The 23,977-nt window shown below is 69.1% G+C and carries 14 protein-coding genes and 1 pseudogene; 12 read left to right on the top strand and 3 right to left on the bottom strand.

Going from position 1 to position 23,977, the window contains the following annotated elements:
• Positions 1–87: 87 nt before the first annotated feature.
• From KHC28_RS12365 to KHC28_RS12325, 6 genes and pseudogenes are all read left to right on the top strand, one after another.
• Positions 88–828, top strand: a complete 741-nt coding sequence (locus KHC28_RS12365) for a class I SAM-dependent methyltransferase (RefSeq protein WP_214008652.1) — start codon at positions 88–90, stop codon at positions 826–828.
• A gap of 184 nt (positions 829–1,012) precedes the next feature.
• The gene (locus KHC28_RS12360; RefSeq protein WP_214008651.1) at positions 1,013–2,029 is read left to right on the top strand and encodes a hypothetical protein; all 1,017 of its coding nucleotides are present in this window, start codon (positions 1,013–1,015) and stop codon (positions 2,027–2,029) included.
• 288 nt (positions 2,030–2,317) lie between these two features.
• Positions 2,318–5,812 (top strand): annotated as a pseudogene (locus tag KHC28_RS27990) (type I polyketide synthase); the annotation flags it as partial.
• Positions 5,813–7,223: 1,411 nt separating this feature from the next.
• Positions 7,224–9,749, top strand: a complete 2,526-nt coding sequence (locus KHC28_RS12335) for a type I polyketide synthase (protein WP_214008649.1) — start codon at positions 7,224–7,226, stop codon at positions 9,747–9,749.
• Complete coding sequence (locus KHC28_RS12330; RefSeq protein ID WP_214009024.1) at positions 9,746–11,131, top strand: aminotransferase class I/II-fold pyridoxal phosphate-dependent enzyme; 1,386 nt, start codon at positions 9,746–9,748, stop codon at positions 11,129–11,131. Before KHC28_RS12335 ends, KHC28_RS12330 begins: the two co-directional genes overlap by 4 nt.
• A gap of 11 nt (positions 11,132–11,142) precedes the next feature.
• Entirely contained in the window at positions 11,143–12,444 is a 1,302-nt protein-coding gene (locus KHC28_RS12325) for a capsule polysaccharide biogenesis protein (protein WP_214008648.1), read from the top strand.
• Positions 12,445–12,462: 18 nt separating this feature from the next.
• Here the strand turns inward: KHC28_RS12325 and KHC28_RS12320 are convergent, their stop codons facing one another.
• Together KHC28_RS12320 and KHC28_RS12315 are read right to left on the bottom strand one after the other, a co-directional pair.
• Positions 12,463–13,116 (bottom strand): ABC transporter ATP-binding protein, encoded by a 654-nt coding sequence (locus tag KHC28_RS12320; RefSeq protein WP_214008647.1) that lies wholly within the window; start codon positions 13,114–13,116, stop codon positions 12,463–12,465.
• A gap of 12 nt (positions 13,117–13,128) precedes the next feature.
• Entirely contained in the window at positions 13,129–14,382 is a 1,254-nt protein-coding gene (locus KHC28_RS12315) for a KpsE/RkpR family capsule polysaccharide export protein (RefSeq protein ID WP_214008646.1), read from the bottom strand.
• Positions 14,383–14,663: 281 nt separating this feature from the next.
• On the opposite strand from KHC28_RS12315, the gene KHC28_RS12310 reads away from it, so the two are divergent.
• Together KHC28_RS12310 and KHC28_RS12305 are read left to right on the top strand one after the other, a co-directional pair.
• Positions 14,664–15,635, top strand: a complete 972-nt coding sequence (locus tag KHC28_RS12310) for a hypothetical protein (RefSeq protein ID WP_214008645.1) — start codon at positions 14,664–14,666, stop codon at positions 15,633–15,635.
• A complete protein-coding gene (locus KHC28_RS12305) occupies positions 15,635–17,722 on the top strand; it encodes a glycosyltransferase (RefSeq protein WP_214008644.1) in 2,088 nt (695 codons plus the stop codon). The genes KHC28_RS12310 and KHC28_RS12305 overlap by 1 nt, the downstream gene beginning before the upstream one ends.
• 13 nt (positions 17,723–17,735) lie before the next feature.
• On the opposite strand, the gene KHC28_RS12300 is transcribed toward KHC28_RS12305, so the two are convergent.
• Positions 17,736–18,626 (bottom strand): SDR family NAD(P)-dependent oxidoreductase, encoded by an 891-nt coding sequence (locus KHC28_RS12300; protein WP_246564714.1) that lies wholly within the window; start codon positions 18,624–18,626, stop codon positions 17,736–17,738.
• Positions 18,627–18,760: 134 nt separating this feature from the next.
• Here KHC28_RS12300 and KHC28_RS12295 point away from each other — a divergent pair, with 134 nt between their 5' ends.
• The 4 genes from KHC28_RS12295 (at position 18,761) to KHC28_RS12280 (ending at position 23,886) form a co-directional block, all read left to right on the top strand.
• Positions 18,761–19,732: a hypothetical protein gene (locus KHC28_RS12295; protein WP_214008642.1), complete on the top strand. Its 972-nt coding sequence runs from the start codon at positions 18,761–18,763 to the stop codon at positions 19,730–19,732.
• Between the two features lie 11 nt (positions 19,733–19,743).
• The gene (locus KHC28_RS12290; protein ID WP_214008641.1) at positions 19,744–21,141 is read left to right on the top strand and encodes a glycosyltransferase family 4 protein; all 1,398 of its coding nucleotides are present in this window, start codon (positions 19,744–19,746) and stop codon (positions 21,139–21,141) included.
• Between the two features lie 123 nt (positions 21,142–21,264).
• On the top strand, positions 21,265–22,446 hold the full coding sequence (locus KHC28_RS12285) for a polysaccharide biosynthesis/export family protein (RefSeq protein ID WP_214008640.1): 1,182 nt from the start codon (positions 21,265–21,267) through the stop codon (positions 22,444–22,446).
• Entirely contained in the window at positions 22,447–23,886 is a 1,440-nt protein-coding gene (locus KHC28_RS12280; RefSeq protein WP_214008639.1) for a KpsE/RkpR family capsule polysaccharide export protein, read from the top strand.
• Positions 23,887–23,977: the final 91 nt, after the last annotated feature.

Here is a 23,977-nt window from a genome sequence, read left to right as displayed (position 1 = left end):
CGACAGAACCAAGCAGCCGGGCATGGCGCCCGCGTCGACCGGTTCTTCGACGGGTCGACGCGGGCGCCATGCCGCGCGGGAGGCATCATGGCCGACGACGCCGCAGCGTTCTCCTCCGGGAGCTACTGGGAACGACGCTACGCCGCCGGCGGCCATTCCGGCGCCGGCTCGCGCGGGCTGCTCGCCAACTACAAGGCCGCCTTCGTCAACCGCTTCATCCGGCTGAACGGGGTGCGCAGCGTCATCGATTTCGGCTGCGGCGACGGCTACCAGATCGAAGCGCTCCGGGCGCGCAGCTATCTCGGCCTCGACGTCTCGCCGACGGTGATCGCCGCCTGCCGCGAGCGCTATGCCGACCGGGCGGGCTGGCGCTTCGAGACCTTCGCGGGCCATGCGCGGGCGGAAGCGGAGGCGCAGACGGAACACGATCTGGCGCTGTCGCTCGACGTGATCTACCACCTCGTCGAGGACGACATCTATGACGGCTACATGCGCCGGCTGTTCGATTCGGCGCGGCGCCACGTGCTGGTCTACGCCTCGGACTGGGACCGCCCCGGCCATGTGCCGCATATCCGCCATCGCTGGTTCAGCGGCTGGGTCGCCCGCGAGCGGCCGGACTGGCGGGTGGTGGACCGGCCGGCCCATCCTTACCCCTTCGACGAATTCAACGACCTCAACACCACCTTCGCCAGCTTCGCGGTGTTCGAGCGCGACCCGCCTGCCCCTCCTGTCCCACCTGCTCCACCCGCTCCACCTGCTCCACCTGCTCCACCTGCTCCACCTGCCGCACCCGTGCGGCGGACGCGGCGGCGGCGGGAGGGCGCCTGACCCTGCGGGTGGCCGGCTTGCAGGATCGGCGCATCGTCTTTAAACAGCCGGTATCTTACAGACGGTCTTCGGTATTCCGCTCGCAATCTGGCCGGGTACCACCCGGCGGGTGCGCTGCCGGCCTCCCGACGCATCGACAGGAATGGCAGCGATTGTCGAAATCCCCCCAGTTCCGGTGCGTGCGATGAGAACGATCCTGCATGTGGGCACCCACAAGACCGGGACCACCACCATCCAGCAATTCGCCGCCCGCCGGGCGCGCGAGCTGCGCGACATCGGCCTGTGGTATCCCGGCTTCGACCTGATCGGCCTGAAGCGCCATCCCGCGCATCACGACTTCTCCCACGCCGTGGCGGGAACGCTGTCCTCGCTGTCCTTCGAGCAGGCGGGGGAGTTCGTGCAGGCGATCGCGCGCGAGGCCGGCGACGCCAGCCATGTGCTGATCAGTGCCGAGCCGATCTACCGCCATCTCATTCCCGAGAAACCCAAGGGAAGCGCTGAATATTGGGCCGCCCGCGAAGCCTATATCGCGCGGCTGGCGGAAGTGACGGCGCCGCTGGAGCCGGAAATCCTGATCGTGCTGCGCCGGCAGGATGATTTCTCCCGATCACTGTATCAGGAGAACGTCAAGGCCAAGCACATGAAACAGGACTTCCGTCACTTCCTGAAGACCCGGCTACCATTCTTCCAATATCTCGAACAGATCAATCTGTTCAAAAAGTACTTTAAAATTGTCGATATTGCTATTTTCGAGGATCTGGCCAAGGATGGGGAACTGATACGTGATTTCTTCCATCATATTGGTATCGACATAGGCAAGATTGACAAGATCGCGGAATTCAACGAAAGCCTGCCTATCGAGCTGGTCGAATTCAAGCGCCAGCTCAACATGACCGGGCTGTCGAAGCGGGAATTGGCAGCGATCGCTCGAGTCCTGTTGGATATTGGACAGCATATTGATGAGTTTCCGCGGCGCCCGGATCTCGATTGGATCCCGGCTTCGGAGATGGCGGCGTTCATGAATCGTTTTGCAGCGGCGAATGCGCAGATTTTCTCGATGATGAAGAGCCCTCCCGGGCGCGACACGCTTTTCCCTGCCGGGCGCATCCGCTCGGAGGTGTTCGAGGCGCTGTCGCCCGACCGTTTCAAGGCGATCAACGCGCTGGTGCTGCGGCACCTGCTGACGGACAGCGCCGCCTGAGACGGTGCTGTTTCGGCATCAAAGGCGGCGTCGCGGAATTTATCAGGCTTGCGAAAGGCGAGGACAGGCCGGGCGAGCGGCACGGATTTTGATTGTCGGCACGCAGGGATAGCGCGGGATGCGGACCGCGGCAGGCTGGTGCGTCGCCGTCCATGTTGTATGTTCTCTACGGGGCGCGGAAATGCGGTGTGAAGGTGCGGGGGCGATCTGCTTGATGGCAGGGAGGATTCCAGGGACGTTCCACGCGGCGACGCGTCCGTTGTTCGGTACGAGAGAGTGAGCGGCTGGATGGCTCGTGGCGTCAATCGATCTCAGCCTGAAGTGGCGGTCCTCGGATATGCCTGCCGGCTCCCGGGCGCCCAGTCGCCGGACGAATTCTGGAACGTTCTGGCCAAGGGCGAGTGCACCGTCTCCGACAAGCCGGTCGGGCGCTGGGACGTCGACCGCTTCCTGCATCCCGGCCCCGCTCCCGGCTACAGCTACACCTTCGCCGGCGGCTATCTCGACGACCCGCTCGGCTTCGACGCCGGCGTGTTCGGCGTCTCCCCGCGCGAGGCGGCGCAGATCGACCCGCAGCAGCGGCTGCTGCTCGAAGTGGTGTGGGAGGCGCTGGAAAGCGCCGGCATGGTGCCCTCGCGGCTGAGCGGCAAGGGCGTCGGCGTCTATGTCGGCGCCTCCAATGTCGACTACCAGACCCACACCTCGGTCGATCTCGCGGCGATCCAGAGCCATTTCATCGCCGGCAACTCGCTGTCGATCATCGCCAACCGGGTCTCCTACGCCTTCGACTGGTCCGGCCCGAGCATGACCATCGACGCGGCCTGCGCCTCGTCCTTCGTGGCGCTGCACCAGGCGCTCCGGGCGCTGCGCGACGACGAGATCGACCTCGCCGTGGTCGCCGGCGCCAATCTGCTGCTCTCGCCGGCGCCGTTCATCGGCTTCTCCGCCGCGCGGATGCTCTCGCCGACCGGGCGCTGCCGGCCGTTCTCCGCCAAGGGCGATGGCTATGTGCGCTCCGAGGGCTTCGCCGCCATCGTGCTGCGCCGCCTTCCCGACGCCCGCGCCAAGGGCGAGGCGGTGCGGTCGGTGATCGTCGCCTCCGGCATCAATTCCGACGGCCGCACCACCGGCATCTCGCTGCCCTCGGCCAGGGGCCAGCAGGCCCTGCTCGAAGCGGTCTATGAGGAGCACGGGATCGACGTCGACCGCCTCGCCTTCATGGAGGCGCACGGCACCGGCACGCCGGTCGGCGACCCGGTGGAAGCGGGCGCCATCGGCGCCGGCATCGCGCAAAAGCGCTCGCGGCCGCTGCCCATCGGCTCGGCCAAGTCGAATGTCGGCCATCTCGAACCGGTCTCCGGCCTCGTCGGCCTGCTGAAGGCGTCGATGGCGCTGCAGAAGCGCTGGCTGCCGCGCACCGCCATGCTCGACGAGCTCAACCCGAACATCGATTTCGCGGCGCTGAACCTCGCCCCGACCACCGAGGCGATCGCGCTCGACGATGGCGACGAGCCGTTGCTGGCCGGCGTGTGCAATTTCGGCTTCGGCGGCACCAACGCCCATATCGTGCTGCGCGGCCCCACCCCGCAGGAAGCGGCGGGAGCGCGCGCCGCGCAGCCCCCGGCGGCGCAGATGCTGACCATCTCCGCGCAGACCCCGGACGCGCTGTCCGCGCTGGCGCTGCGCTATGCCGACGTGGTGGAGCGCGAGAGCGTGCCGCTGGCGGAGATCGCCAATGCGGCGGCGCATCGCCGCGAGGCGATGGAGCACCGGCTGGCGATCCCGCTAGGCCCGACCGGTGACGTGGTGCAGGCGCTGCGCGAGGCCGGCGAGGGCGGCGCGCCCTCCTTCGGCGCCCGCGCCGCCGCCGTGAAGGCCGCCGCGACCAAGGGCGGCGAGCCCAAGCCGGACGGCAAGACCGCCTTCGTGTTCTCCGGCAATGGCTGCCAATGGGCCGGCATGGGGCGTCGCGCCTATGCGCGCAACGCCGTCTTCCGCGCCCATATCGACCGCATCGACGCGCTGTTCGCGCCGCTGGCGGGCTGGTCGATCGTCGAGCGTCTCGACGCCGACGACCTCGCCGTCCGGCTGAAGGAAACCTCGACCGCGCAGCCGCTGCTGTTCGCCATCCAGTCGGCGCTGGTGACGGCGCTGGGCGCGCAGGGCATCGCCCCGCACATGGTGCTCGGCCACAGCGTCGGCGAAGTCGCGGCGGCCTGGGCGGCCGGCGCGCTCGGCCTCGAGGAAGCCGTGCGCCTCATCCATCTGCGCAGCCTCCACCAGGAGCGCATCAAGGGCCAGGGCCGCATGGCGGTCGCCGCCGCCGGCGCCGCCGAGGTGCAGGCCTTCCTCGACCGCAACGGGCTCGGCCGCGTCGCCATCGCGGCGGTGAACGGCCCGGCCTCGGTCACGCTGAGCGGCCCGGCCGAGGACATCAAGGCGACGCAGAAGCGGATGCGGCAGGAACGCATCCCGGTGATCCTGATGGATCTCGACTACCCCTTCCATTCGGACCTGCTCGACCCGCTGGAAGACGAGATGATCGCCGATCTCGGCGAGCTGCACGCCCGCTCCGGCACCCTGCCCTTCATCTCCACCGTCACCGGCGACGTCATGGACGGCGCGGCCTGCGACGCCGGCTACTGGTGGCGCAACATCCGCCAGCCGGTGCTGTTCTCCGCCGCGGTGGAGCGCGCCGCCGAGCTCGGCGCCTCGCTCTTCCTCGAAGTGTCGCCGCGCCCGATCCTCACCGGTGCGATCTCCGAGACGCTGAAGGCGCTCGACCGGCCGGGCGAGGCCGTCGCCGGCCTGAGTGACGACGAGGGCGCCGCCGACCCGGTCTGGGACATCACCGCGCGCCTCGTCGCCCGCGGTGCCGAGGTCGACACCGCCGCGCTGTATGGCGAGGAGACCGCCAACACCACCGAGCTGCCGCTCTATCCCTGGCAGCGCTCGCGCCACTCCCTGCCGCAAACCTCAGAGCGGCTGAAGTTCTTCGGCGCCAACTTCACCATCGGCCAGCGCCGGCATCCGCTGATCGGCTCGCGCGTCACCGAAGGCGCCAATGAGTGGCGCCAGTCGCTCGACACCAAGATGCTGCCCTATCTCGCCGACCATGTGGTCGACGGCACGCCGCTGATGGCCGCCGCCTGCTATCTGGAGATGATCCTCGCGGTCGGCCGCGACGTGCATGGCGCGGTGCCGCTGGCGGTGCGCGACCTCGACATCGAGCGGCCGATGAGCCTCGCGCCCGAGACCATGCGCGAGATCTCCATGCGCTACACGCCGCAGAACGGGGTGGTGGAGATCTGGAGCCGCCGCCGGCTCTCCTCCGACGACTGGGTGCGCCATGCGCATGGCCAGGTGCTGGCCTTTACCGGCACGCCGGGCCTGCCGCCGGAAGGCCCCGGCGAGGCACGCAAGCCGCTTTCGGGTCCGCGCGAGGTCTACACCGCCACCCGGGCGGCGCGGCTGGACTACGGCCCCAGCTTCGCCCGCGTCATCCGCCTCGACCGCGACGCCGACGCGCAGATCGTCGACATGAACGAGGGCACGCTGCCGCTCGGCGCCTTCGCCGACGAGCATGTGCTCGACCCGACCGGCTTCGACGCCAGCCTGCATGGCCTTCTCCTGTCCCGCGCGGCCACCGCCGAGGGCGAGGTGCGCTGCGACCTGCCGGTGCGGCTGCGCTCGGTCGTCGTGCTGAAGCCGCACAGCCCGATCCGCAAGGCGATCGTCCGGCGCACGGTGGAAACCAGCACCTCCACCACCGTCGACATCGCGCTCTACGCGCCGGACGGCGACATCGTCGCGCTGCTGGAGGGCGTCTATCTGCGCGCGGTGGTGCTGTCGCGCCGCAGCGCCGACCAGCGCGTGCTGCGGCTCGACGAGGTGATGAGCCTCGCCCATGCCGCGCCCCCGGTGCTCGACCTCGCGCACACCCTGCCGGCAGCGGCAGGGACAGCGGACGCGGCATCCGGATCGGCTCCTGAATCCTGGCTGCTGCTGCAGGCCTTCACCCTGTCGCTGGCGCGCCGCTTCCTGGAACGCGAGGGCAACGCACCCTATGGCGTCGCCGAGCTCACCGCCGGGCCGGTCGCGCGCCGGGTCGCCGCGCTCGTCGAGACGTTCGAGGCCCGCGACGGGCGGCTCGACCTGCCGGAGCCGGAAGCCATCCTCGCCGCGCTGGTGGAGGGCATGCCGGCGGCGCAGGCGGAGATCATCCTCGCCGCGCATGCGCTGGCGCATCTGGAATCCGCCGGCCGCACGGGACAGGCGAGCTCGCAGGCCGCCGCGCTGACCGCCTCGCAGAAGGAACAGGTGAAGGCGGAGCTGTCCATCTTCGCCGCCGGCCGCGAGCGGCTCGCCGCTACCCTCGCCGCCGCGGTCAAGGCCAGCGCGCCGGCACCGCTCGCGGTGCTGTGGGCACAGCCCTGGGATCTCGGCGTGTGGCGCCTGCTGGTGCCGTATCTGCGCAACGATTCCATCCTCCTGTCGCTGGCGACCGACAAGCGCGAGGCCTTCGACGCCTTCCTCGCCCATCACGGCCGTGGCCTGACGCTCGGCCATGTCGATCTGGCGGAAGCCGGGACCGATGGCGGTCGCTTCGACCTGCTGCTCGGCGGCGAGGCCGGCGCGACCCGCGCCGCCGCCCGGCGGGTGAAGCCGGGCGGGTTGGTGGCACAGCTGGCGCAGACCCCGGACCCGGTCGCCGAGCTGCTGCTGGGCCTTGCCGGCCTGTCGGACGAGGCGGGAGCCGGCGAGCCCGGCCATGAGCGCGCGGCGTTCCATATCGGCCTGCTGCGCGACCAGTTCCGCGTCGAGGACGCGGTGCCGGAATGGAGCGACGGTTTCACCCGGCTCGCCATCGGCCGGATCTCGCCGAAGGAGGCCGGACCGGCCGCCCCGGTATCGATCCTCGCCCATGGCGCCACCGGCGCCACCGCGCAGGCGGTGCTGCGCGAGCTCGCCGATCTCGCCGAGGTCAGCGTGGCGGGCGAGCGGCTCGACGATGCCGCCCTCGGCGCCGCGACCGACCTGCTGCACTTCATCGACACCAGCCTGCCGGCCGCCCGCGCCAGCGAGGCGCTGAAGCAGCGGCTGCTCGACCTCGTCGCCGCCTTCACGACGGTGGCCCCCCCGGACCGAGGGGCTGCGCTACTGGCTGGCGCTGCCGGTCGGCGCCGGCAAGGACGTGAAGCCGGCGGAGAAGCGGCCGGCCGGCAAGCCGCCGGCCAGCGAGCCGCTGGTGACCGCGCATGCGCTGCGCGCCTTCGCCCGCGTCGCCCGCAACGAATTCCCGGCGATCGACATCCGCGTCATCGAGTTCGACACGCGAGTGGCGCCGGCAACCGTGGCGCTCGACCTCGCCGCGACGCTGATGCAGAACTCGCCGGAAACCGAGCTGCGCATCGGCGATGCCGGCGTCTACGTGCCGCGGGCACGGCGCGGCACCCGCCAGCGCATCCGCCCGGTGTCCGACACGGCACGGGCGGTGCTGCGGCCGAAGAACGCGCTGTCGACGCAGGACGTCGCCTGGAGCATCGAGACGCGACCGGCGCCGGAAGGCGAGGCGGTGGAGATCGCGGTCGCCTATACCGGCCTCAATTTCCGCGACGTGATGGTCGCCTTCGGCATCCTCGACGAAGACCTGCTCTCCGGCGGGCTGACGCGGGCGGCCTTCGGCTTCGAATGCTCGGGCACGGTGACGCGGGTCGGGCCGGACTGCCGGGACTTCGCGCCCGGCGACCGGGTGATGGCCTTCACCTCCGGCGCCTTCGCCTCGCATGTCGTCGCGGCGCCGGCGCATGTGCAGAAGGTGCCGGACGGCCTATCGCTGGAGGAGGCCGCCACCATTCCGGTCGCCTTCGCCACCGCCTGGTACGCGCTGGAGGAGGCCGGGCGCCTCAGGGCCGGCGACCGGGTGCTGATCCACGGCGCGGTCGGCGCGGTGGGCATGGCGGCGATCCAGATCGCCCGCCGGCGCGGCGCCACCGTCTATGCCACCGCCGGCACGCCGGCGCGCCGCGCGCTCGCCTGCGCGCTCGGGGCGGAGAAGGCCTTCGATTCCCGCTCACTGGAGTTCGTCGACGCGCTCACCCAGATCGGCGGCGTCGACGTGGTGCTCAACTCGCTGTCGGGCGAGGCGATGCGCGAGGGCGTGCGGGTGCTGCGCCCGTTCGGCCGCTTCCTCGAACTCGGCAAGCGCGACTACCTCAACAACACCACGCTGCAATTGCGCCCCTTCGTGCACAATCTCAGCTATTTCGGCATCGACCTCGACGAGCTCCTGAAGCACGACACCGACAGCGTCGCCCGCATCATGGGCGCGCTCGGCGTCCACCTCGCCGACGGCTCGCTGCGCCCGCTGCCCTATCGGCGCTTCACCGCCGACGACGTGGCGGACGCCCTGCACCTGATGCGCAGCGCCGAGCATCTCGGCAAGCTGATCGTGCAGCCGGCCGGCGCCGGCGCCGAGGATCCCGGCGTGTTCCACGCCAGTGCCGAGGGCGTGCACCTGGTGGTCGGCGGCACGGCGGGCTTCGGCCTCGCCACCGCCTTCTGGCTCGCCGATCGCGGTGCCACCCATGTCGCGGTCGCTTCGCGGCGCGGGGTGATCGATCCGGCCTTCGCCGACACCGTCGCCGCCTATGCGGCGCGCGGGGTGACCTTCTCGCCCTTCAGGCTCGACGCCACCGACGCGGCGGCGGTGGAGGCGCTGGTCGAGCAGCTCAAGGCGCGCTTCGGCACGCTGCGCGGGGTGGTCCACACCGCGCTGGTGCTGGAGGACGGCATGCTGTCGAGCCTCACCCCGGCGAGCCTCGACACGGTGCTGAAGCCGAAGATCGACGGCGTGCTGGCGCTGGACAAGGCGACCCGTGCGGCGGCGCTCGACTATTTCGTCGTCTATTCCTCGGCGACGACGCTGATCGGCAGCCCCGGCCAGGGCGCCTATGTCGCCGCCAACGCCTTCCTCGAAGGCGTGGCGCGCCGGCGCCGGCAGGAGGGCCTGCCGGGCCTCGCCATCGGCTGGGGCGCGATCTCCGACACCGGCGTCATCGCCCGCGACGCCGAGCTCGCCGAGCGCCTCAAGCGCACCACAGGCGTCAACGGCATCACCTCCGCCGAGGGCCTTGCCCAGCTCGGCCGGCTGCTCGCCGACCAGGAGAGAGCCGGGCCGGTGCATTTCTTCGCCGATATCGGCCATTCCATGGTGGCGGAGAAGCTCGCCATCCTCACCTCGCCGACCTTCGCCGGCCTGCTCGGCGGCGAAAGCCGGGACTTCGAGGAGGGCGAGGTCGACTTCGCCAGCCGGCTCGTGGGCAAGTCGGAGGCCGAGGCCAAGCAGATCCTCGGCGAGGCCATCGGGCGCGAGATCGCCAAGATCCTGCGGCTGGCGCCGGAGGCGGTCGACATCAAGCGGCCGCTGGGCGAGATGGGCATGGATTCGCTGATGGCGCTGGAACTGCGGCTCGCCTTGGAGCAGAGCTGCGGCATCGAGCTGCCGATCATCTCGATCAGCGACCGCACGGTGGAGGACATCGTGGTGCAGGCCCTGCCGCTGCTGCATGGCGAGGGACAGGAGGCGCCCGACGCGCCTTCCGAGGCCGACGCCATTGCCGCCGCCAAGCTGGAATCCTTCAGCCTGGCGCCCAGCGAGACCGAGAGCACCGCGGCGGCCATCGCCCAGCTCGACTACAGCGGAGAACGCCTGACATGACGGAGCGGGATACGCCGGGCCGGCTCTCACAGGGCCAGGTCGGTGCCCTCATCGCGCAGATGCGCTCGGTCAAGACGGCGGAGGCGCCGGCCGCCGTGCCCGCACGCACCAAGGCCAAGGGCTTCAGCCAGCTCGCCGCCTTCCAGACCATGGCGCAGCAGAAGGCGGTGAGCGAGATGCTGGGGGTGAAGAGCCCCTATTACCGCGTCCACGAGGCCAAGGCCGGCCGCCTCACCCGCATCGACGGCCGCGAGGTGCTGAATTTCACCTCCTACGACTATATCGGCCTGAACGGCCATCCCGAGGTTTCGCAGGCGGCCACCGAGGCCATTGCCAGCTTCGGCACCTCGGTGTCGGGCAGCCGCATCACCTCCGGCGAGCGGCCGGTGCATGCGGCGCTGGAACGCTCGCTCGCCGCGCTCTACGAGGCCGAGGACGCGGTGGTCTTCGTCAGCGGGCACGCCACGGCGGTGTCGGCGATCGCCGCGCTGCTGGGCCCGAACGACCTCCTGCTGCACGATGCCTGGATCCACAACTGCATCGTGGTCGGCGGTCGGCTGTCGGGCGCGGCGCGGCGCAGCTTCGCCCATAACGACCTCGGCGAGCTCGACGCCATGCTGGCCGCCGAGCGCGGGCGCTTCGACAATGTGATGATCGTCACCGAGGGCCTGTTCTCCATGGACGGCGACGGCCCCGACCTCGCGGCGCTGGTGGAGCTGAAGGAGCGCCATGGCTGCTGGCTGATGGTGGACGACGCGCACGGGCTCGGCGTGCTCGGCGCCACCGGGCGCGGCATCGCCGAGCAATGCGGCGTCGACCCGAAGCGGATCGACATCTGGCTGGGCACGCTGTCGAAATCGCTGGCGAGCTGCGGCGGCTATGTCGCCGGCTCGGGCGCGCTGGTCGACCTGTTGAAATTCGCCGCCCCCGGCCTCGTCTACAGCGTCGGCATGCCCACCGCCACCGCCGCCGCCGCCAATGCGGCGCTGGCGGTGATGCTGCGCGAGCCGGAGCGGCTCGCCCGGCTCAAGGCGAACGGCCATCACATGATCGCCCGCCTCGCCGAGCACGGGCTCGACCATGGGCCGGCCTGGGGCTATGGCATCGTGCCGGTGATCATCGGCGACGCGCTCCAGACCATCCTGCTGGCGGAACGCCTGCTGGAACGCGGCATCTACGCCTTCCCGGTGCTGCCGCCGGGGGTGCCGAACCATTCCGCCCGACTGCGCTTCTTCGTCTCCAGCGAGCACACGCGCGAGGACATCGACCACGCCGTCGCCGTGCTGGCCGAGGAAAAGCAGGCACTCGCCCAAGCCGGCCTGTCGATTGCCAATCTCACGCAATTGCTGGCCCAGCGAAACGGTGCCGCCCGCACGCGCTAGGAATGTCCCGCATGTCCGGTCCGGTGAGGACGCTCCTGTTTCTCCAGGGGCCACCGTCGCATTTCTGGCGTGAACTGGCCGGCTCGTTCGAGGCCGCCGGCCATCGCGCGATCAAGGTCAATTTCTCCACCGCCGAGCGGCTCTACTGGGGCCGGCGCAACGCGCTCTCCTATCGCGGCCGGCTGGAGGACTGGGGCAGCTGGCTCACGGCGCTGATCGCCCGCGAAGGCGTGACCGACGTCATCTATTACGGCGACCGGCAGCCCTATCACCGCATCGCCGCCGAGATCGCCCCCGGGCTCGGCGCCACGCCGCATGTCATCGAGTTCGGCTATCTGCGCCCGGCCTGGATCACGCTGGAGCGCGGCGGCATGGGCGGCTGGTCGCATTTCCCCAACGACCCCGCCGCCATACGCGCCGTCGCCGGACGGGTGGACGACGTGCCGGAAGAGCGGGTCTTCCCCTATTCCTTCGCGCAGGAAGCGTTCAACGAGGTCTTCTACCACCTCGTCAACTATTTCTATTTCTTCTTCTATCCGCACTACGATGCGGACCGCTTCTACAATCCGCTGGTCGAATATGCGAGCGCGCCGCTGCGCTGGCGGCGGCAGGCGCGGCGCGAGAAGGCCGCGCTCGCGGCGCTCGCCGCGCGCATGGAAAAGCCCTTCGTGCTGATCCCGCTGCAGCTGCAGAACGACTACCAGATCCGCTACAACTCGCCCTATTCCGACCAGCGCCAGATGCTGCGCGAGGCGTTCACCTCCTTCGCCCGCCATGCCCCACCCGAGCTCGGCATCGTGGTGAAGCAGCACCCGCTCGATGTCGGGTTGATCGACTGGTGCACCGAGGTGATGCAGCTGGCGGGCGAGGCCGGCATCGCCGACCGGGTGACCGCGATCGACGGCGGGGCGCTGCCGGAGATGCTGGAGCGGGCGACCTCGGTGATCGTCATCAACTCGACGGTGGGGCTGCACGCGCTGCGGGTCGGTCGCCCCACCAAGGTGATGGGCGTGGCGGTCTACGACATAGCGGGACTGACCTCGGACGTGCCGCTCGACCGGTTCTGGAGCGAGCCCGGCCACGTCGACATGGAGCTGCTCGACGCGCTGGTGCGCGGCCTCGCCGGCACCATCCAGCTGCCCGGCTCGTTCTACAATCCGCAGGGCAGCGCGCATGCCCGCGCGATCATCGTCGAGCGGATCCTGAGCGGCGGCGTCAATGGCGACGGCGCCTTCATCGACCCGCCGCCGCGGCTTGCCGCCACGCGGGCCGCCAATGCCCGCCGGGCCGAGAGAACCGTAGCCGGCAAATGACCGGCCGCCGGCCAGCCGCTACTGCATCATCTGGCGGTAACGCTCGATCGCCTCGTTGAGGTCGTCGAACATCAGCAGCTTGCCGTTGGACAGGATCATTCCGGTATCGCAGTAGTCCTTGATGGTCGAGACGGAGTGCGAAACCATGATGAGGCCGGCGCGCGACCGGCGCTCGGCGAACGCCGCCGCACAACGCTGCTGGAAGCGGCTGTCGCCGACCGCCGTCGATTCGTCGACCAGGTAGAAATCGAAATCGACCGCCATCGACATGGCGAAGGCCAGGCGGGCGCTCATGCCCGAGGAATAGGTGCCGACGGGCGCATCGATGTCAGGCCCGAGCTCGGCGAAATCATAGACGAAGTCGAGCGTCTTCTTGAGATCGACGCCATAGACGCGGGCGAGGAACATGACGTTCTCCCGCCCCGTCATCTTGGCATGGAAGCCGCCGGTGAAGCCCAGCTGCCAGGAAACCCGGGAATTGCGCCAGATCCGCCCCTTATTGGGTTCCTCCGAGCCGGCGATCAACCGCAGGAAAGTCGACTTGCCCGCGCCGTTCTGCCCGAGCAGGCCGTAGCTGCGGCGCGGGTTGAACACCACGGAAACGTCGTCCAGCACGACCTTCTTGCGGAAATTGACCGTGTAGTACTTGGTGACGTGATCAACGATGACCATGCCCGCCCCTCCTTATTTGGTGCGCAGCCTCTGGCGGAAGCGGACGAGGGCGGTTCCCCCTCCCCATAGGCACAGCAGCGTCAGCATGCCAAGAAGAACATTCCGCAGCCGCTTCGGACCCGACGGCTCGTCCGGCAGGTTGGGCTGCACGAAAGTATTGAGATAGAGCTGCTGGCGCTCGCTGTTGATGCGCGCCCGCTCGAAATTCGACGCGGCCAGCGTGTAGAGGCTCTCCGCCAGCGACCGGTTCAGCTCGATTTCCTCGAAGCGGGAAATGACGTTCGAAATCGAGGTCTTCCCCTGCCCGGCCGGTGAGGTGAGCTGGCGCTCCAGAATGTCGATCTGCTCCTGCGTGGCCTCCTCGCGCCACTTCAGCACCTGAAGCTGCGGCGCCGCGGCGCTCAGGGTCTTGGAGGAGGTCGAGATCTCCTGCCGCAGGCGAAGCTGCTCCTGCTTGAGCGTGGCGATAAGCCTCTGGATGCCCTCGGCGGCGCTGGTGGGATCGAGCATGCCGACGTCGTTGCGCCAGTCCTTGAGCGCGGCACGCGCATCGCGCAGACGCTCCTCGGAACGCGCGACCTCATGCTCGCTCGCCGCGATCAGATCGCGCCGGGCGCGTTCGCCGAGCCCGTTGACCAGCTGCTCGCTGAGCTCGACCACCGCCTTGTTGATGGTCACCGCATCCTCGGGCGAAAAGGCGTTGACCCTCACGGTGATGATCCCCGACGGCATCTCGATGGACGTCGAGACGCGTCGGCGCCAATAATTCACCACGTCCTCGATCGACGGCGACGCCTCCAGCCGGCTGAACCAGTCGACGCCCGACCTCTGGAACATCTTCGAGAGCTGGATCTTCCTCTCCAGTTCCTCGACGATCGCCCGGCTCTTCAGATACTCGATGACGATCGTCGTGTCCTGGTACTGGGTGACCGACGGCAGGCCCGTCAGCGCCGTCACCGTGTCGATGGAGGTGGTGTCGCCGGCGCGCACCGCGAAGCGCGCCTCGGAGGCGTACTGATCGGAGGCGATGAAGAAGAAATAGAAGACCAGTAGAAGTGTCGGCGCGACGACGCAGAGGAGAAAGCTCGGCCGAACCACAACCTGAAGAGGTATCGCCAGCCACGGCACCCGCCGGACGAAATGCACCGCCCGACGCTGCCCCTTGGCGATACCACGGACGCGCGACTGCCGGGCGGAACGCCGCAGCTCGTCCGACAACCGGGAGCTGAAAGCCAGCAGATCGTTCCGTCGAGTCGTATCAGTCATGGGATGCGTGGCCGACTCGACGCTCATCTGAATTCAGGGCTTTCTGCCAGAGGGAGCAAAATATGGTCCGCATGGCTCAAAACAATACTAAAAAATACATTCAAATACATAACCGCTTGACACAGCGTAGGCTCAAGAGCGTGCCATCGGCAGAACACCTACTGACGCACTTTACTCCAAATAGGGCGCCGGATAAAAGCTGGTCTCAAGGGCCAATCGTCAAGGTGGGTCCGGGCGATGACCGACAGGAGCATGGCGAACAGGTGGGAAGCGGGTTTCGTATGCTGTCTGGCCAATCCGCCTTGAAGGGGCCGCCTGTCGGCCAGGGCATCAAATCCCAACACGTCACCGGAAATCTCGAAGCCTTCTCCGCCTTCGGCGTCGTCGGCTGGGTGATCGCCAAGACCCCCTCGATGGGCCCGCTCTCGGTCCATGTCGTCACCCCGCGGAGCTTCGACATCGGCACGCCGGCACTGCCGCGGTCCGATGTGGTGATGGGCGGTTACGATACGCTGCATTGCGGCTTCAGCTTCCCGCTCGCGAACTGGCTCGGTCTCGGTATTCAGCCGGATGATACTGACGAAACCGTGACGCTGCTGGTCATGCAGGGCGGCACGCCCTGCTACCGGGCGAACTTCAAGATGCCGCCCGCCGGCCTGCTGGTGCCGCAGTTCCGCTTCAACGTCGAGGCCTGCGCCCGCACCCATGTGACCGGCTGGATCGCCTCGTCCGACCCCGCCCCGCTGGCGCTGGTGGCGGTGAACGAGCGCGGCGAGGAGCACCGCTTCGCCCCCGGCACCGAACGCGCCGACCTCGACGCCTCTGCGCGGGCGTTCTGGGAGGCGCTGCCGCTGCGCTTCCTGCTGCGCCAGAGCCGGCTGCAGCTCTTCGCCGAGCAGCGGGGACGGCGCAGCCTCGTCACCGAGCTCAGGCCGCCGAACGTCGTGACCTTCCTCGAGCAGGCGATCGAGGAACAGCTGCGGGCCGGGCTGCGCCCCGATTTCCTCACGGGCTGGGCGGTGAACCTGCTTGCCCCCGGCCGGCGGCCGCAAGTGGCGCTGAACGCCGGGACGCAGGAGATCTGGTCCGCCCGCGCCACGCTCTACCGCCGCGATCTCGTGGCGCAGACCGGCATGGACGGCTTCTGCGCCTTCTCCGCGCCGCTCGGCATGATCCCCGCCGGCACGCCCTGGACGCTCACCGTCCGGGACGGCGACGAGGTCCACACACTCGCCCGCTCCGAGGAGACCTGATGTCCGCTTCGATCGCCATCGCCACCGCGGATTTCGCCGGGCCGGTCCGCAATGGCGGGGTCGGCACGGCGCTGCGCGGCCTCGCCGAAACGCTGGTCGATGCCGGGCACAAGGTGACGGTGATCTACGCCAACCCGAATTACGAGGTCGGCGACGCGCCGATGTGGCGCGAGGCGCTCGGGCGCGAGGGGATCGGCTTCCACGAGCTGGACTATTCGGTGCTGGAGAACGTCGCCGTGCCGGCGATGGCGGGCGGCGGCTCGGATCCGCTGCGCTCCTATGCGGTGTACCGGCACCTGCGCGAGACGCATTACGACATCGTCCATGTCGCCGACTATCTGGGCATCGGCTACTATCCGGCGCTGGCCAAGCGCGCCGGCCTGCTCGATTGCGGCCCGATCGTCGCGCAGCTGCACGGGCCGACCGCCTGGTCGATGCGCTGGAGCAACGCGCCGGTGATCAGCCCCAACGTGCTGTTCCGCGAGGCGATGGAGCGCGGCTCGGTGCAGCACGCCGACGCCATCCTGTCGCCCAGCGAGTACATGCTGTCCTTCCTGCGCAATGACGGCTGGACGATGCCGCCGACGGTGCGGGTGATCCAGAACATCCTGCCGAAGGCGCATGCCCAGGCCGGGCACAATATCCGCGCCGCCCAGCCGGCCGACGCCGTGCCGACCCTCGCCTTCTTCGGGCGGCTGGAGCACCGCAAGGGCCTGAACCTGTTCATCGACGCGCTGCAGATGCTGCAGCAGCGGGCGAGCCGGCCGTTCAAGGTGCTGCTGCTCGGCAAGATCAACGATCCCGCCTATTCGGCGGACATGTTCGGCCTGCGCATGTCGCGGCTCGACATCGAATGGGAACTGCTGGACAACCTCAACGCCAACGAGGCGCTGGATCTGCTGCAGTCCACCGGTGCGCTCGCCGTCATGCCCTCGCTCAGCGACAACATTCCCTGCACCATCCAGGAATGCCTGGCGCGCGGCATTCCCTTCCTGTCGACCGAAGTGGGCGGCGGCGCCGAGCTGGTCGCGCCGCAGGACCGCGCCAACTGCTTCGTGCCGCCGACCGCCTGGGATGTCGGCGCGGCGCTCACCCGATTCGTCGAGGCCGGCGGCGGGGTGCAGCGCGGGAACATTCCCGCCGTCGACGCCGCCCGCCAGCATGCCGAGTTCACCCGCGAACTGCTGGAAGAGGACGCCGCGCGGCGCCGGACCTCAGTGCCGGCGACGCCGGTGACTTCCGACATCTCGGTCTGCATCACTCATCGCGACAATCCCGCCGGCCTCGCCCGCGCCATTGACGGCTTCGCCCGCCAGACGCTGAAGCCGCTGGAGATCGTGATCGGCGACGACCATTCGGCGACGCCGGAGGCGCAGGCCTATCTCGCCGCCCTGCCCGGGCGCACCGACCTGCCCTTCCCGGTACGGGTGGCACGCTCGGACGGCGCCCGCTTCCCGGCGGCGGCGCGCAATGCCGCGGCAAAGGCGGCCAAGGGCAAGTGGGTCAAGTTCCACGACGACGACAACGTCTCCAAGCCGCAGGAACTGGAGGTGTTCTCCCGCGCCCTGACGGCGGGGGGGTTCGACCTCGTCACCTGCGCGCTCGACTTCGTGGCCTCCGACGCCGACATGGCGGAAGAGCAGGCCTATCGGCGCTTCCTGTTCCTCGGTGACGGCGGCGCCGCCTGCTACGTCTTCAACGTGATCGGCGACACCAATTTCATCGCCGACCGCGAGAAGTTCCTCGCCGCCGGCGGCTTCGTCGAGGACGGCTTCCTCTACCACGCGGAAGACTGGCGGGCGCTGGTGCAGGCCAAGCTCGCCGGCCTGCGCATCGGCACGGTGCCGGAGGCGCTGGTCTGGTACAAGGCGGAGCCGTGGCGCAACCAGACCAACTGGCGCAAGGGCGACCTGTGGGGCGCGCGCACCCGCATCAGCGAACTGGTGCGCCAGCACCACGGCAACGAGGTCGCCTCGATCCTGCGCCTCGCCCAGGGGCTGCTGTTCACCCCGACCGCGCGACAGGCCCCGGCAGCCGCGGAAGCACCCGCCATCTCCCCGACGCCAGCGCCTTCTCCCGTCCGATAGCGGCGAGCCGCGCTCAGCCCTCGCGGCGAGGCGCCCCGGCCGCGCGGATCAACCGCTGCTGCCGCGCCCGCAGCAGCGGCGCGATCAGGCTGTGGAACAGGTTGACGAAGGCGGTCGGCAGGCCCGGCGCCACGGCGAAGCGGCCGGCGAGCGCGGCGGCAATGATCCGGCGCGCCACCGCATCCGCCTCCCACTCGCCGCCGCCGGCGGTGATCAGGCGCGTCGCCGCCGGCTTGGTGCGTTGCTCGGCTTCAAGCTGCGGCGTGCGGGTATCCGGCGGATAGGCCACCGTCACGCCGATGCCCAGCGGCGCCAGCTCGACGCGCAGCACCTCGGCGAGCCCCCTCACCGCGAATTTCGACGGCGCATAGGCGGAATAGCCGTAAATGCCGAACAGCCCGGCTCCGGAGGAGACGAAGACCAGCCGGCCGCTCCCGGCCGCCGCCATGTGGCGCGCCGCGGCGTGGGAGAGATAGAGCGAACCGAGATAGTTGGTGGCGAGCTGCGCCTCATGGGCGGCGAGCGGCTGTTCGAGGAACAGGCCGGGCTCGGCGATGCCGGCACTGTTGACCAGCCAGGCCGGCGGGCCGTGCTCGGCGACCAGCGCCGCCACCGCCGCTTCGCAGGCACCGGCGTCACACACGTCGAGCGAATGGGCGACCAGCTGCGCCGCCGGGTGATCATGCCGGATCGTCTCGATCGCCTGGGCCAGCCGCGCCTCGTCGCGGGCGAGCAGCGCCACGCGGTGCCCCCTCGCTGCCAACACGGCGGCGCAGGCGAGGCCGATGCCGCTTGATCCGCCCGACACGATGGCGAGGGAATCGCGACGTGGGGCGCCCGGCGGAACACTTCCGCGCGGCTCGGGTTCACGTGCAGATTGAGCGGGCTCGCGGTCCGGCTGCATCCTCGGGCCTGCTGGAGCGGACATGACGGCTGGCTTACACCATTGCCGCAGTGCGAAGGAAGAGCTTTCCGCCGGCACGAAGCTGCTGTTAAACACGCAGAGGTGGAGTGCGTGATGGCCGAGAGGCGGGGCGTATGGTTGGAAATGCGAGGTCGCCGCGCCAGCGTGTGCTGGTGCTGGTGCGCGGGGCCAATCCCAGCTCCGACTATTACCTCATGCCACGGCTGGCGAGGATGGATGTGAGCGTCGAGACCATCGACACCCGCCTGCATCACCCCGCCGACGTCGCGCTCGACGACGCCCTGGTGATCATCTGCCGCTATCTGCCCTGGCGCTGGCTGCGGGCGCTGCGCGCCGCGCCGGGCGCACGCCTCGCCGCCTTCGTCGACGACGACTACAAGGCGATGCTCCGCGACCGCCGGCTGCCGCTCGGCTACCGCGCGCTGGTGGCGCTGCAGGGATTGCTGCCGCTGCGCCTGCTGCGGTCGCGCGGCTGCCGGCTCTGGGTCTCCACGCCGACACTGGCCGACCGCCTCGCCGCCTGGCAACCGCGGATCCTCACGCCGCTGCCGGGCGCGGACGACCTCGCCGCGCCGCTGCCGCCGCCCTCGGACCTTGTGCGCTACCATGCCCAGCTCAGCCATCTCGGCGATCACGGCCTTGCCGCCGACATCGTCCGCCGGGTACTGGCGAAGCGTCCGGCCACGCGCATCGAGGTCATCGGCCCACAGGCCGCCGCATCGCTATGGAGCTTCTCCGAGCAGGTGCGCTTCATCGGCGAAATGGACTGGCCTGCCTATCGCGCCCACACCACCGGCGGCGGCGGCATCCTGATCGCGCCGCTACGCGACACCGCCGTCAACCGCGCGCGCGCCCCGACCAAGGCCATCGACGCCGCCCGGCTCGGCGCCGCGGCGCTGTTCGGCGCCGGTCCGGCCTCGCAGGCGCTGGCCGGCACGGTGCCGCTGATCCCGGACGATCCCGCCGCCTGGGAGACAGCGCTGCTCGGCCTGCTCGACGATCCCGCCGCCATCGCCGCCAATGCCGCTGCCCTACGCACCACCGTCGCCGACTGGGCCCGGCAGGCGGAACCGCTGGCGCCATGAGGAACCTGGGCATGTCGGAATCCATGCTGGGTCTCTCGCCAGGTGCCTCCCCGGGCCTCTCCATCGCCCTGATGGTGCATGCCTTTCTGCCGGACCAGAATTACGGCACCGAGATCTACACGCTCGAGCTGAGCCGGGCGCTGAAGCAGCTCGGCCATCGCCCGACCGTCATCGCCGCCCGGCGCCACGGCCCGGCGGAAATCGTGCGCGAGGATTGGGACGGCGTGCCGGTCATCCGCGTGCCGGCGCTCGCCACCGACACCCGCTCCACCTTCGACGATCCCTCGCGGGTGCCGCTCTACCGCTCGCTGTTCGAGGAACTGCAGCCGGACGTGGTGCATGTCTGCCATTTCCTCTACCACACCACGGCGGCGCACGAGGCGGCCCGGCAGCTCGACATCCCGCTGGTCGCCACCTTCACCGACTTCCACGGCTTCTGCCACACCGGCCTGCTGAGCACGCCCTCCGGGACACCCTGCGCCGGCCCTTCCGCCCTGCGCTTCGGCTGCCTCGCCTGCGGCGTGAACGAGAAGCAGCGCACCGCCCCGGCCGACAGCTGGTGGAAGCTGCTCGGCCGCTGGCCGATGCCGCAGCTGTCGGCGCTGACAGCGCTGCTCTACCGCCCCGTGCTGCCACGCGCCCTGCGCGAGGAGATCGACGCGGTGCGCATCCGCCCGACCGTGCTCAAGGAGGCGCTGAACACCTACCGTGCGGCCATCGTGCCGACCGAGTTCACCGCCCAGCGCTACCGCGACAACGCCATCACCGTGCCGATGACGGTGTCGCGCTTCGGCGTCGACATCGACCGGACGCCGAAGCCGCCGCCGCCGCCGGGCCCGTTGCGCATCGGCTATATCGGCCAGATCGCGCCGCATAAGGGGCTGCACGTGCTGATCGAGGCGGTGCGCGGGCTGACGCCGGCCGCCGGGCAGCCGGCACCGGAAGTCGACGTGTGGGGATCGCTCGACCAGCACCCCGCCTATGCCACGCGCATCGCCGCGATGGCGGAGGGCATGCAGGTGCGGTTCGCCGGTCTGTTCGACCCGGCCGACATGGCCAGCATCATGGCCGGGATCGACGTGCTGGTGATCCCCTCGATCTGGCACGAGAACAGCCCGCTGACCCTGCTCCAGGCGCTGGCCACCCACACCCCCGTCCTCGTCTCCGACGTTCCGGGCATGCGGGACTTCATCGAGCCCGGCGCCAACGGCTTCGCCTTCCCGGCCGGCGACACGGAAGGACTTGCCGCGGCGCTGCGGCCGTTCATCGATGATCCCGGCCTCGCGGCACGGCTGAGCCGCGACATCGACTATCCGCGCACATCGCTCGACATGGCGCGCGATGTACTCGCCATCTACCGCTCCTGTGGCATATTGCCGGCCAAATTAACGGTACTGAAAGGCGGCTAGACTCATGTGGCGCATGAGACACAGGTAGCATTTCAATAACCAAATCCACGCTGCACCGATGTCATCGCCTCGCTTCGGCGCCGATGAGCGGCTATAAACTCCGCCGAATGTAGGGAAGGCCGTATGATTGTCTGGAAGACTTTACCCCGCGTAGGCGTTATTTCTACGCTCCTTTCGGCGATCATTCTGAGCGGCTGCGGGATCGTTCCGAGTGCCGGTCCCAACCGTCAGCAGATTACGGACGCCGCCCACTCCAAAGACCCAGAAATAGCTGACTTCATGCTGGTCGACATCGACAAGCATGTCCTGACAGCACTGTCGCAATACGCTCCCCCCACGCTCGAGGGGCGCTTCAGCAACCGTCAGCGACCCTCGAAATATGTCATCGGCGTCGGCGATGCCGTTACGGTCACGCTGTGGGAAGGCGCCGCCGGCGGCCTGTTCTCGCGCCCCGCGACGGACGGCCTCGGCACCGGCTCGCAATCCGCCGCCATTCCCGAGCAGCAGGTCTCCAAGGACGGAACCATTTCCGTGCCCTTCGTCGGCCGCATCAAGGTGGCGGGCAAGAGCGCCGAGGAAGTCGAACAGAACATCGTCTCCAGCCTGACCGGCAAGGCGATCGAGCCGCAGGCGCTGGTGGTGGTGACCAAGAGCGTCAACAACACCGCTACGGTGATCGGCGAGGTGAACGCCCCGGGGCGTATCATGCTCACCCCGCGCGGCGAGCGCATCCTCGACGTGATCGCCACCGCCGGCGGCAACAAGATCCCGGTGCACGAGGCCTTCGTGGTGATGTCCCGCGGCGGGGTCAATGCGGCGGTGCCGCTGCAGACGATCATGGGTCGGCCGTCCGAGAACGTCTATGTGATGCCGGACGATACGATCAGCATCATCCGCGAGCCGCAGACCTTCACCGTATTCGGTGCTGCCCCGCGCAACGCGCAGGTCGCCTTCAGCACCGCCGGCATCAGCCTGACGGAAGCGCTGGCGCAGGTTGGCGGCCCGATGGACAACCGCGCCGATCCGCGCGGCGTCTATCTGATGCGCTTCGAGACGGAGAAGGTGGCGCGCGCCGTCGACCCCGAGCACACGACATCGTCTCAAAATGGCTATGTTCGCGTGATCTACCAGCTTAACATGCATCAGGCAGATGCTATCCTGCTGGCGAGCGGCTTCCGGATGCGCAACAAGGACGCGATCTTCATTTCGAACGCGCCGCTGTCGGATTTGAACAAGGTATTGTCGGTGTTCAGCACCGTGGCCTCGCCGATATCGCAAGCCACCAATATTGCGGATGGGTTCTGATTGGAGAAGCTGGACGAAGACCGGGAGCGCGAGGAGCGCAAGCAGAAGGCGATGAAGGCCAAGCGCCAGGCGCAGGCCAAGCCCGTCGCCAAGAAGTCTGCGCCCAAAGAGCCGGTTTTCGTTACGGCACCTCCCTTGGCCAGTCCGGAACTTCCGCCGCTACAGGCCGAACCTGCTTCGAAGCCCGTGCCCAAGGTGGCGCCCGGCGGCACTCCGGCGCCGGCGCCCGCATCTACGCCCGCACCCGGAGGGGAGCTCCCCGGCGAGCCGGCGAAGAGGGCACCGTCGAATCTCGAAGCCGAGATATCGACGCTGCTGACGGCGCGGGAGCAGCGCACCCAGCGGCGGCTGGCCTTCAGCTTCATCCTGGCGGTGCTCGTGCCGACGCTGATCGCCGGCCTCTATCTCGCCTTCCTCTCCACGCCGCGCTTCATGGCGGAAGCAAAATTCATCGTACGCGGAACGCTGGAGATGCTGGGCGGGGAATCGACCCGCTTCACCAAGGACCTGTCCGCCCTGTCCGCCGTCACCAACAGCCAGGAATCACGCATCCTCATCGACAATGTGATGAGCCGCGCCATGGTCGTCCGGCTGATGGACAAGGTCGATCTCTATGCGCTGTTCCACGTGCCACGCCAGGATCCGGACATGCCGGGACAGCAGGACCGCGCCTTCGACCAGCTGATGGCGAAGTGGGGCTCGATGGTCCATCTGTCGATGGACGCGATCTCCGGCATCATGACCCTGAACGTGCAGGCCTATACCGCCCAGGAAGCGCTGTCGCTGTCACAGAGCATCCTGGATGAATCCAGCACGCTGATAAACGCCATCACCGCCCGGTCCCGGCAGCAACGCCTCGAACAGGCCACCCAGGAAGTCGATCTGGCGCGCGCGGAACTGGCGAAGCTGCTGAAGCAGTTCGAGGCCTTCCGCAATCAGCAGGGCACGGTCGACGCCAATTATTCGGCCCTTGCCCTGCAAGGGCTGGCGACGCTGTTGCGCGACCAGCGCGTGACCCTCAATGCCGAGCTGGCGACCGCCCGTTCCTCGATGGGCGAGGATACCGCGCCGACACGCAACCTGACCTCCCGACTCAGCTCGCTGGATGACGAGATCTCCAAGCTCGATCGGCAGATCGAGGGCAGCATCCACGCCAATGAGCGCTCAGCGGTGCCTCAGTCTCTGGCGATGCAGGAAAACCTGGAGACCAGGCGGTCGCTCGTGATCGCCCGCGTCTCCCGTGCCGAGGCGACTCAATCCCTGGCGCTGGCGGACAGCCTGCGGCAGCAGGCCTTCATCATGGTCTTCGAGCCCCCCTCGCTGCCCCATGTGGCCACCTTCCCGCGCGTATCGACCGACACGTTCATCGTGTTCCTGGTGTTCTTCGGCTTCTGGTGCATCGGCGCAACCTACGCCAGGAACCTGCACGAACACGGGTGAGACCGGCCTGCCGTCCCACCCGGCGCGCCTCGTCCGGAGACCCCATGGGAGCCGGCCCACCCGAACGCGTCCCGCTCGGGTGCGGTGACGG

Origin of the sequence: Ancylobacter sonchi (assembly GCF_018390695.1) — a bacterium.
GTDB classification, from domain to species: domain Bacteria; phylum Pseudomonadota; class Alphaproteobacteria; order Rhizobiales; family Xanthobacteraceae; genus Ancylobacter; species Ancylobacter sonchi.
Note: the sequence above shows the minus strand (reverse complement) of the source record. Positions and strands in the feature narration are given on the sequence as shown.

Excerpts from the sequence above, each read along its gene's own strand:
- KHC28_RS12365 (WP_214008652.1), top strand. The coding sequence starts at position 88 with ATGGCCGACGACGCCGCAGCGTTCTCCTCCGGGAGCTACTGGGAACGA.
- KHC28_RS12360 (WP_214008651.1), top strand. The coding sequence starts at position 1,013 with ATGAGAACGATCCTGCATGTGGGCACCCACAAGACCGGGACCACCACC.
- KHC28_RS12330 (WP_214009024.1), top strand. The coding sequence starts at position 9,746 with ATGACGGAGCGGGATACGCCGGGCCGGCTCTCACAGGGCCAGGTCGGT.
- KHC28_RS12325 (WP_214008648.1), top strand. The coding sequence starts at position 11,143 with ATGTCCGGTCCGGTGAGGACGCTCCTGTTTCTCCAGGGGCCACCGTCG.
- KHC28_RS12320 (WP_214008647.1), bottom strand. The coding sequence starts at position 13,116 with ATGGTCATCGTTGATCACGTCACCAAGTACTACACGGTCAATTTCCGC.
- KHC28_RS12315 (WP_214008646.1), bottom strand. The coding sequence starts at position 14,382 with ATGACTGATACGACTCGACGGAACGATCTGCTGGCTTTCAGCTCCCGG.
- KHC28_RS12310 (WP_214008645.1), top strand. The coding sequence starts at position 14,664 with ATGCTGTCTGGCCAATCCGCCTTGAAGGGGCCGCCTGTCGGCCAGGGC.
- KHC28_RS12305 (WP_214008644.1), top strand. The coding sequence starts at position 15,635 with ATGTCCGCTTCGATCGCCATCGCCACCGCGGATTTCGCCGGGCCGGTC.
- KHC28_RS12300 (WP_246564714.1), bottom strand. The coding sequence starts at position 18,626 with ATGCAGCCGGACCGCGAGCCCGCTCAATCTGCACGTGAACCCGAGCCG.
- KHC28_RS12295 (WP_214008642.1), top strand. The coding sequence starts at position 18,761 with ATGGTTGGAAATGCGAGGTCGCCGCGCCAGCGTGTGCTGGTGCTGGTG.
- KHC28_RS12290 (WP_214008641.1), top strand. The coding sequence starts at position 19,744 with ATGTCGGAATCCATGCTGGGTCTCTCGCCAGGTGCCTCCCCGGGCCTC.
- KHC28_RS12285 (WP_214008640.1), top strand. The coding sequence starts at position 21,265 with ATGATTGTCTGGAAGACTTTACCCCGCGTAGGCGTTATTTCTACGCTC.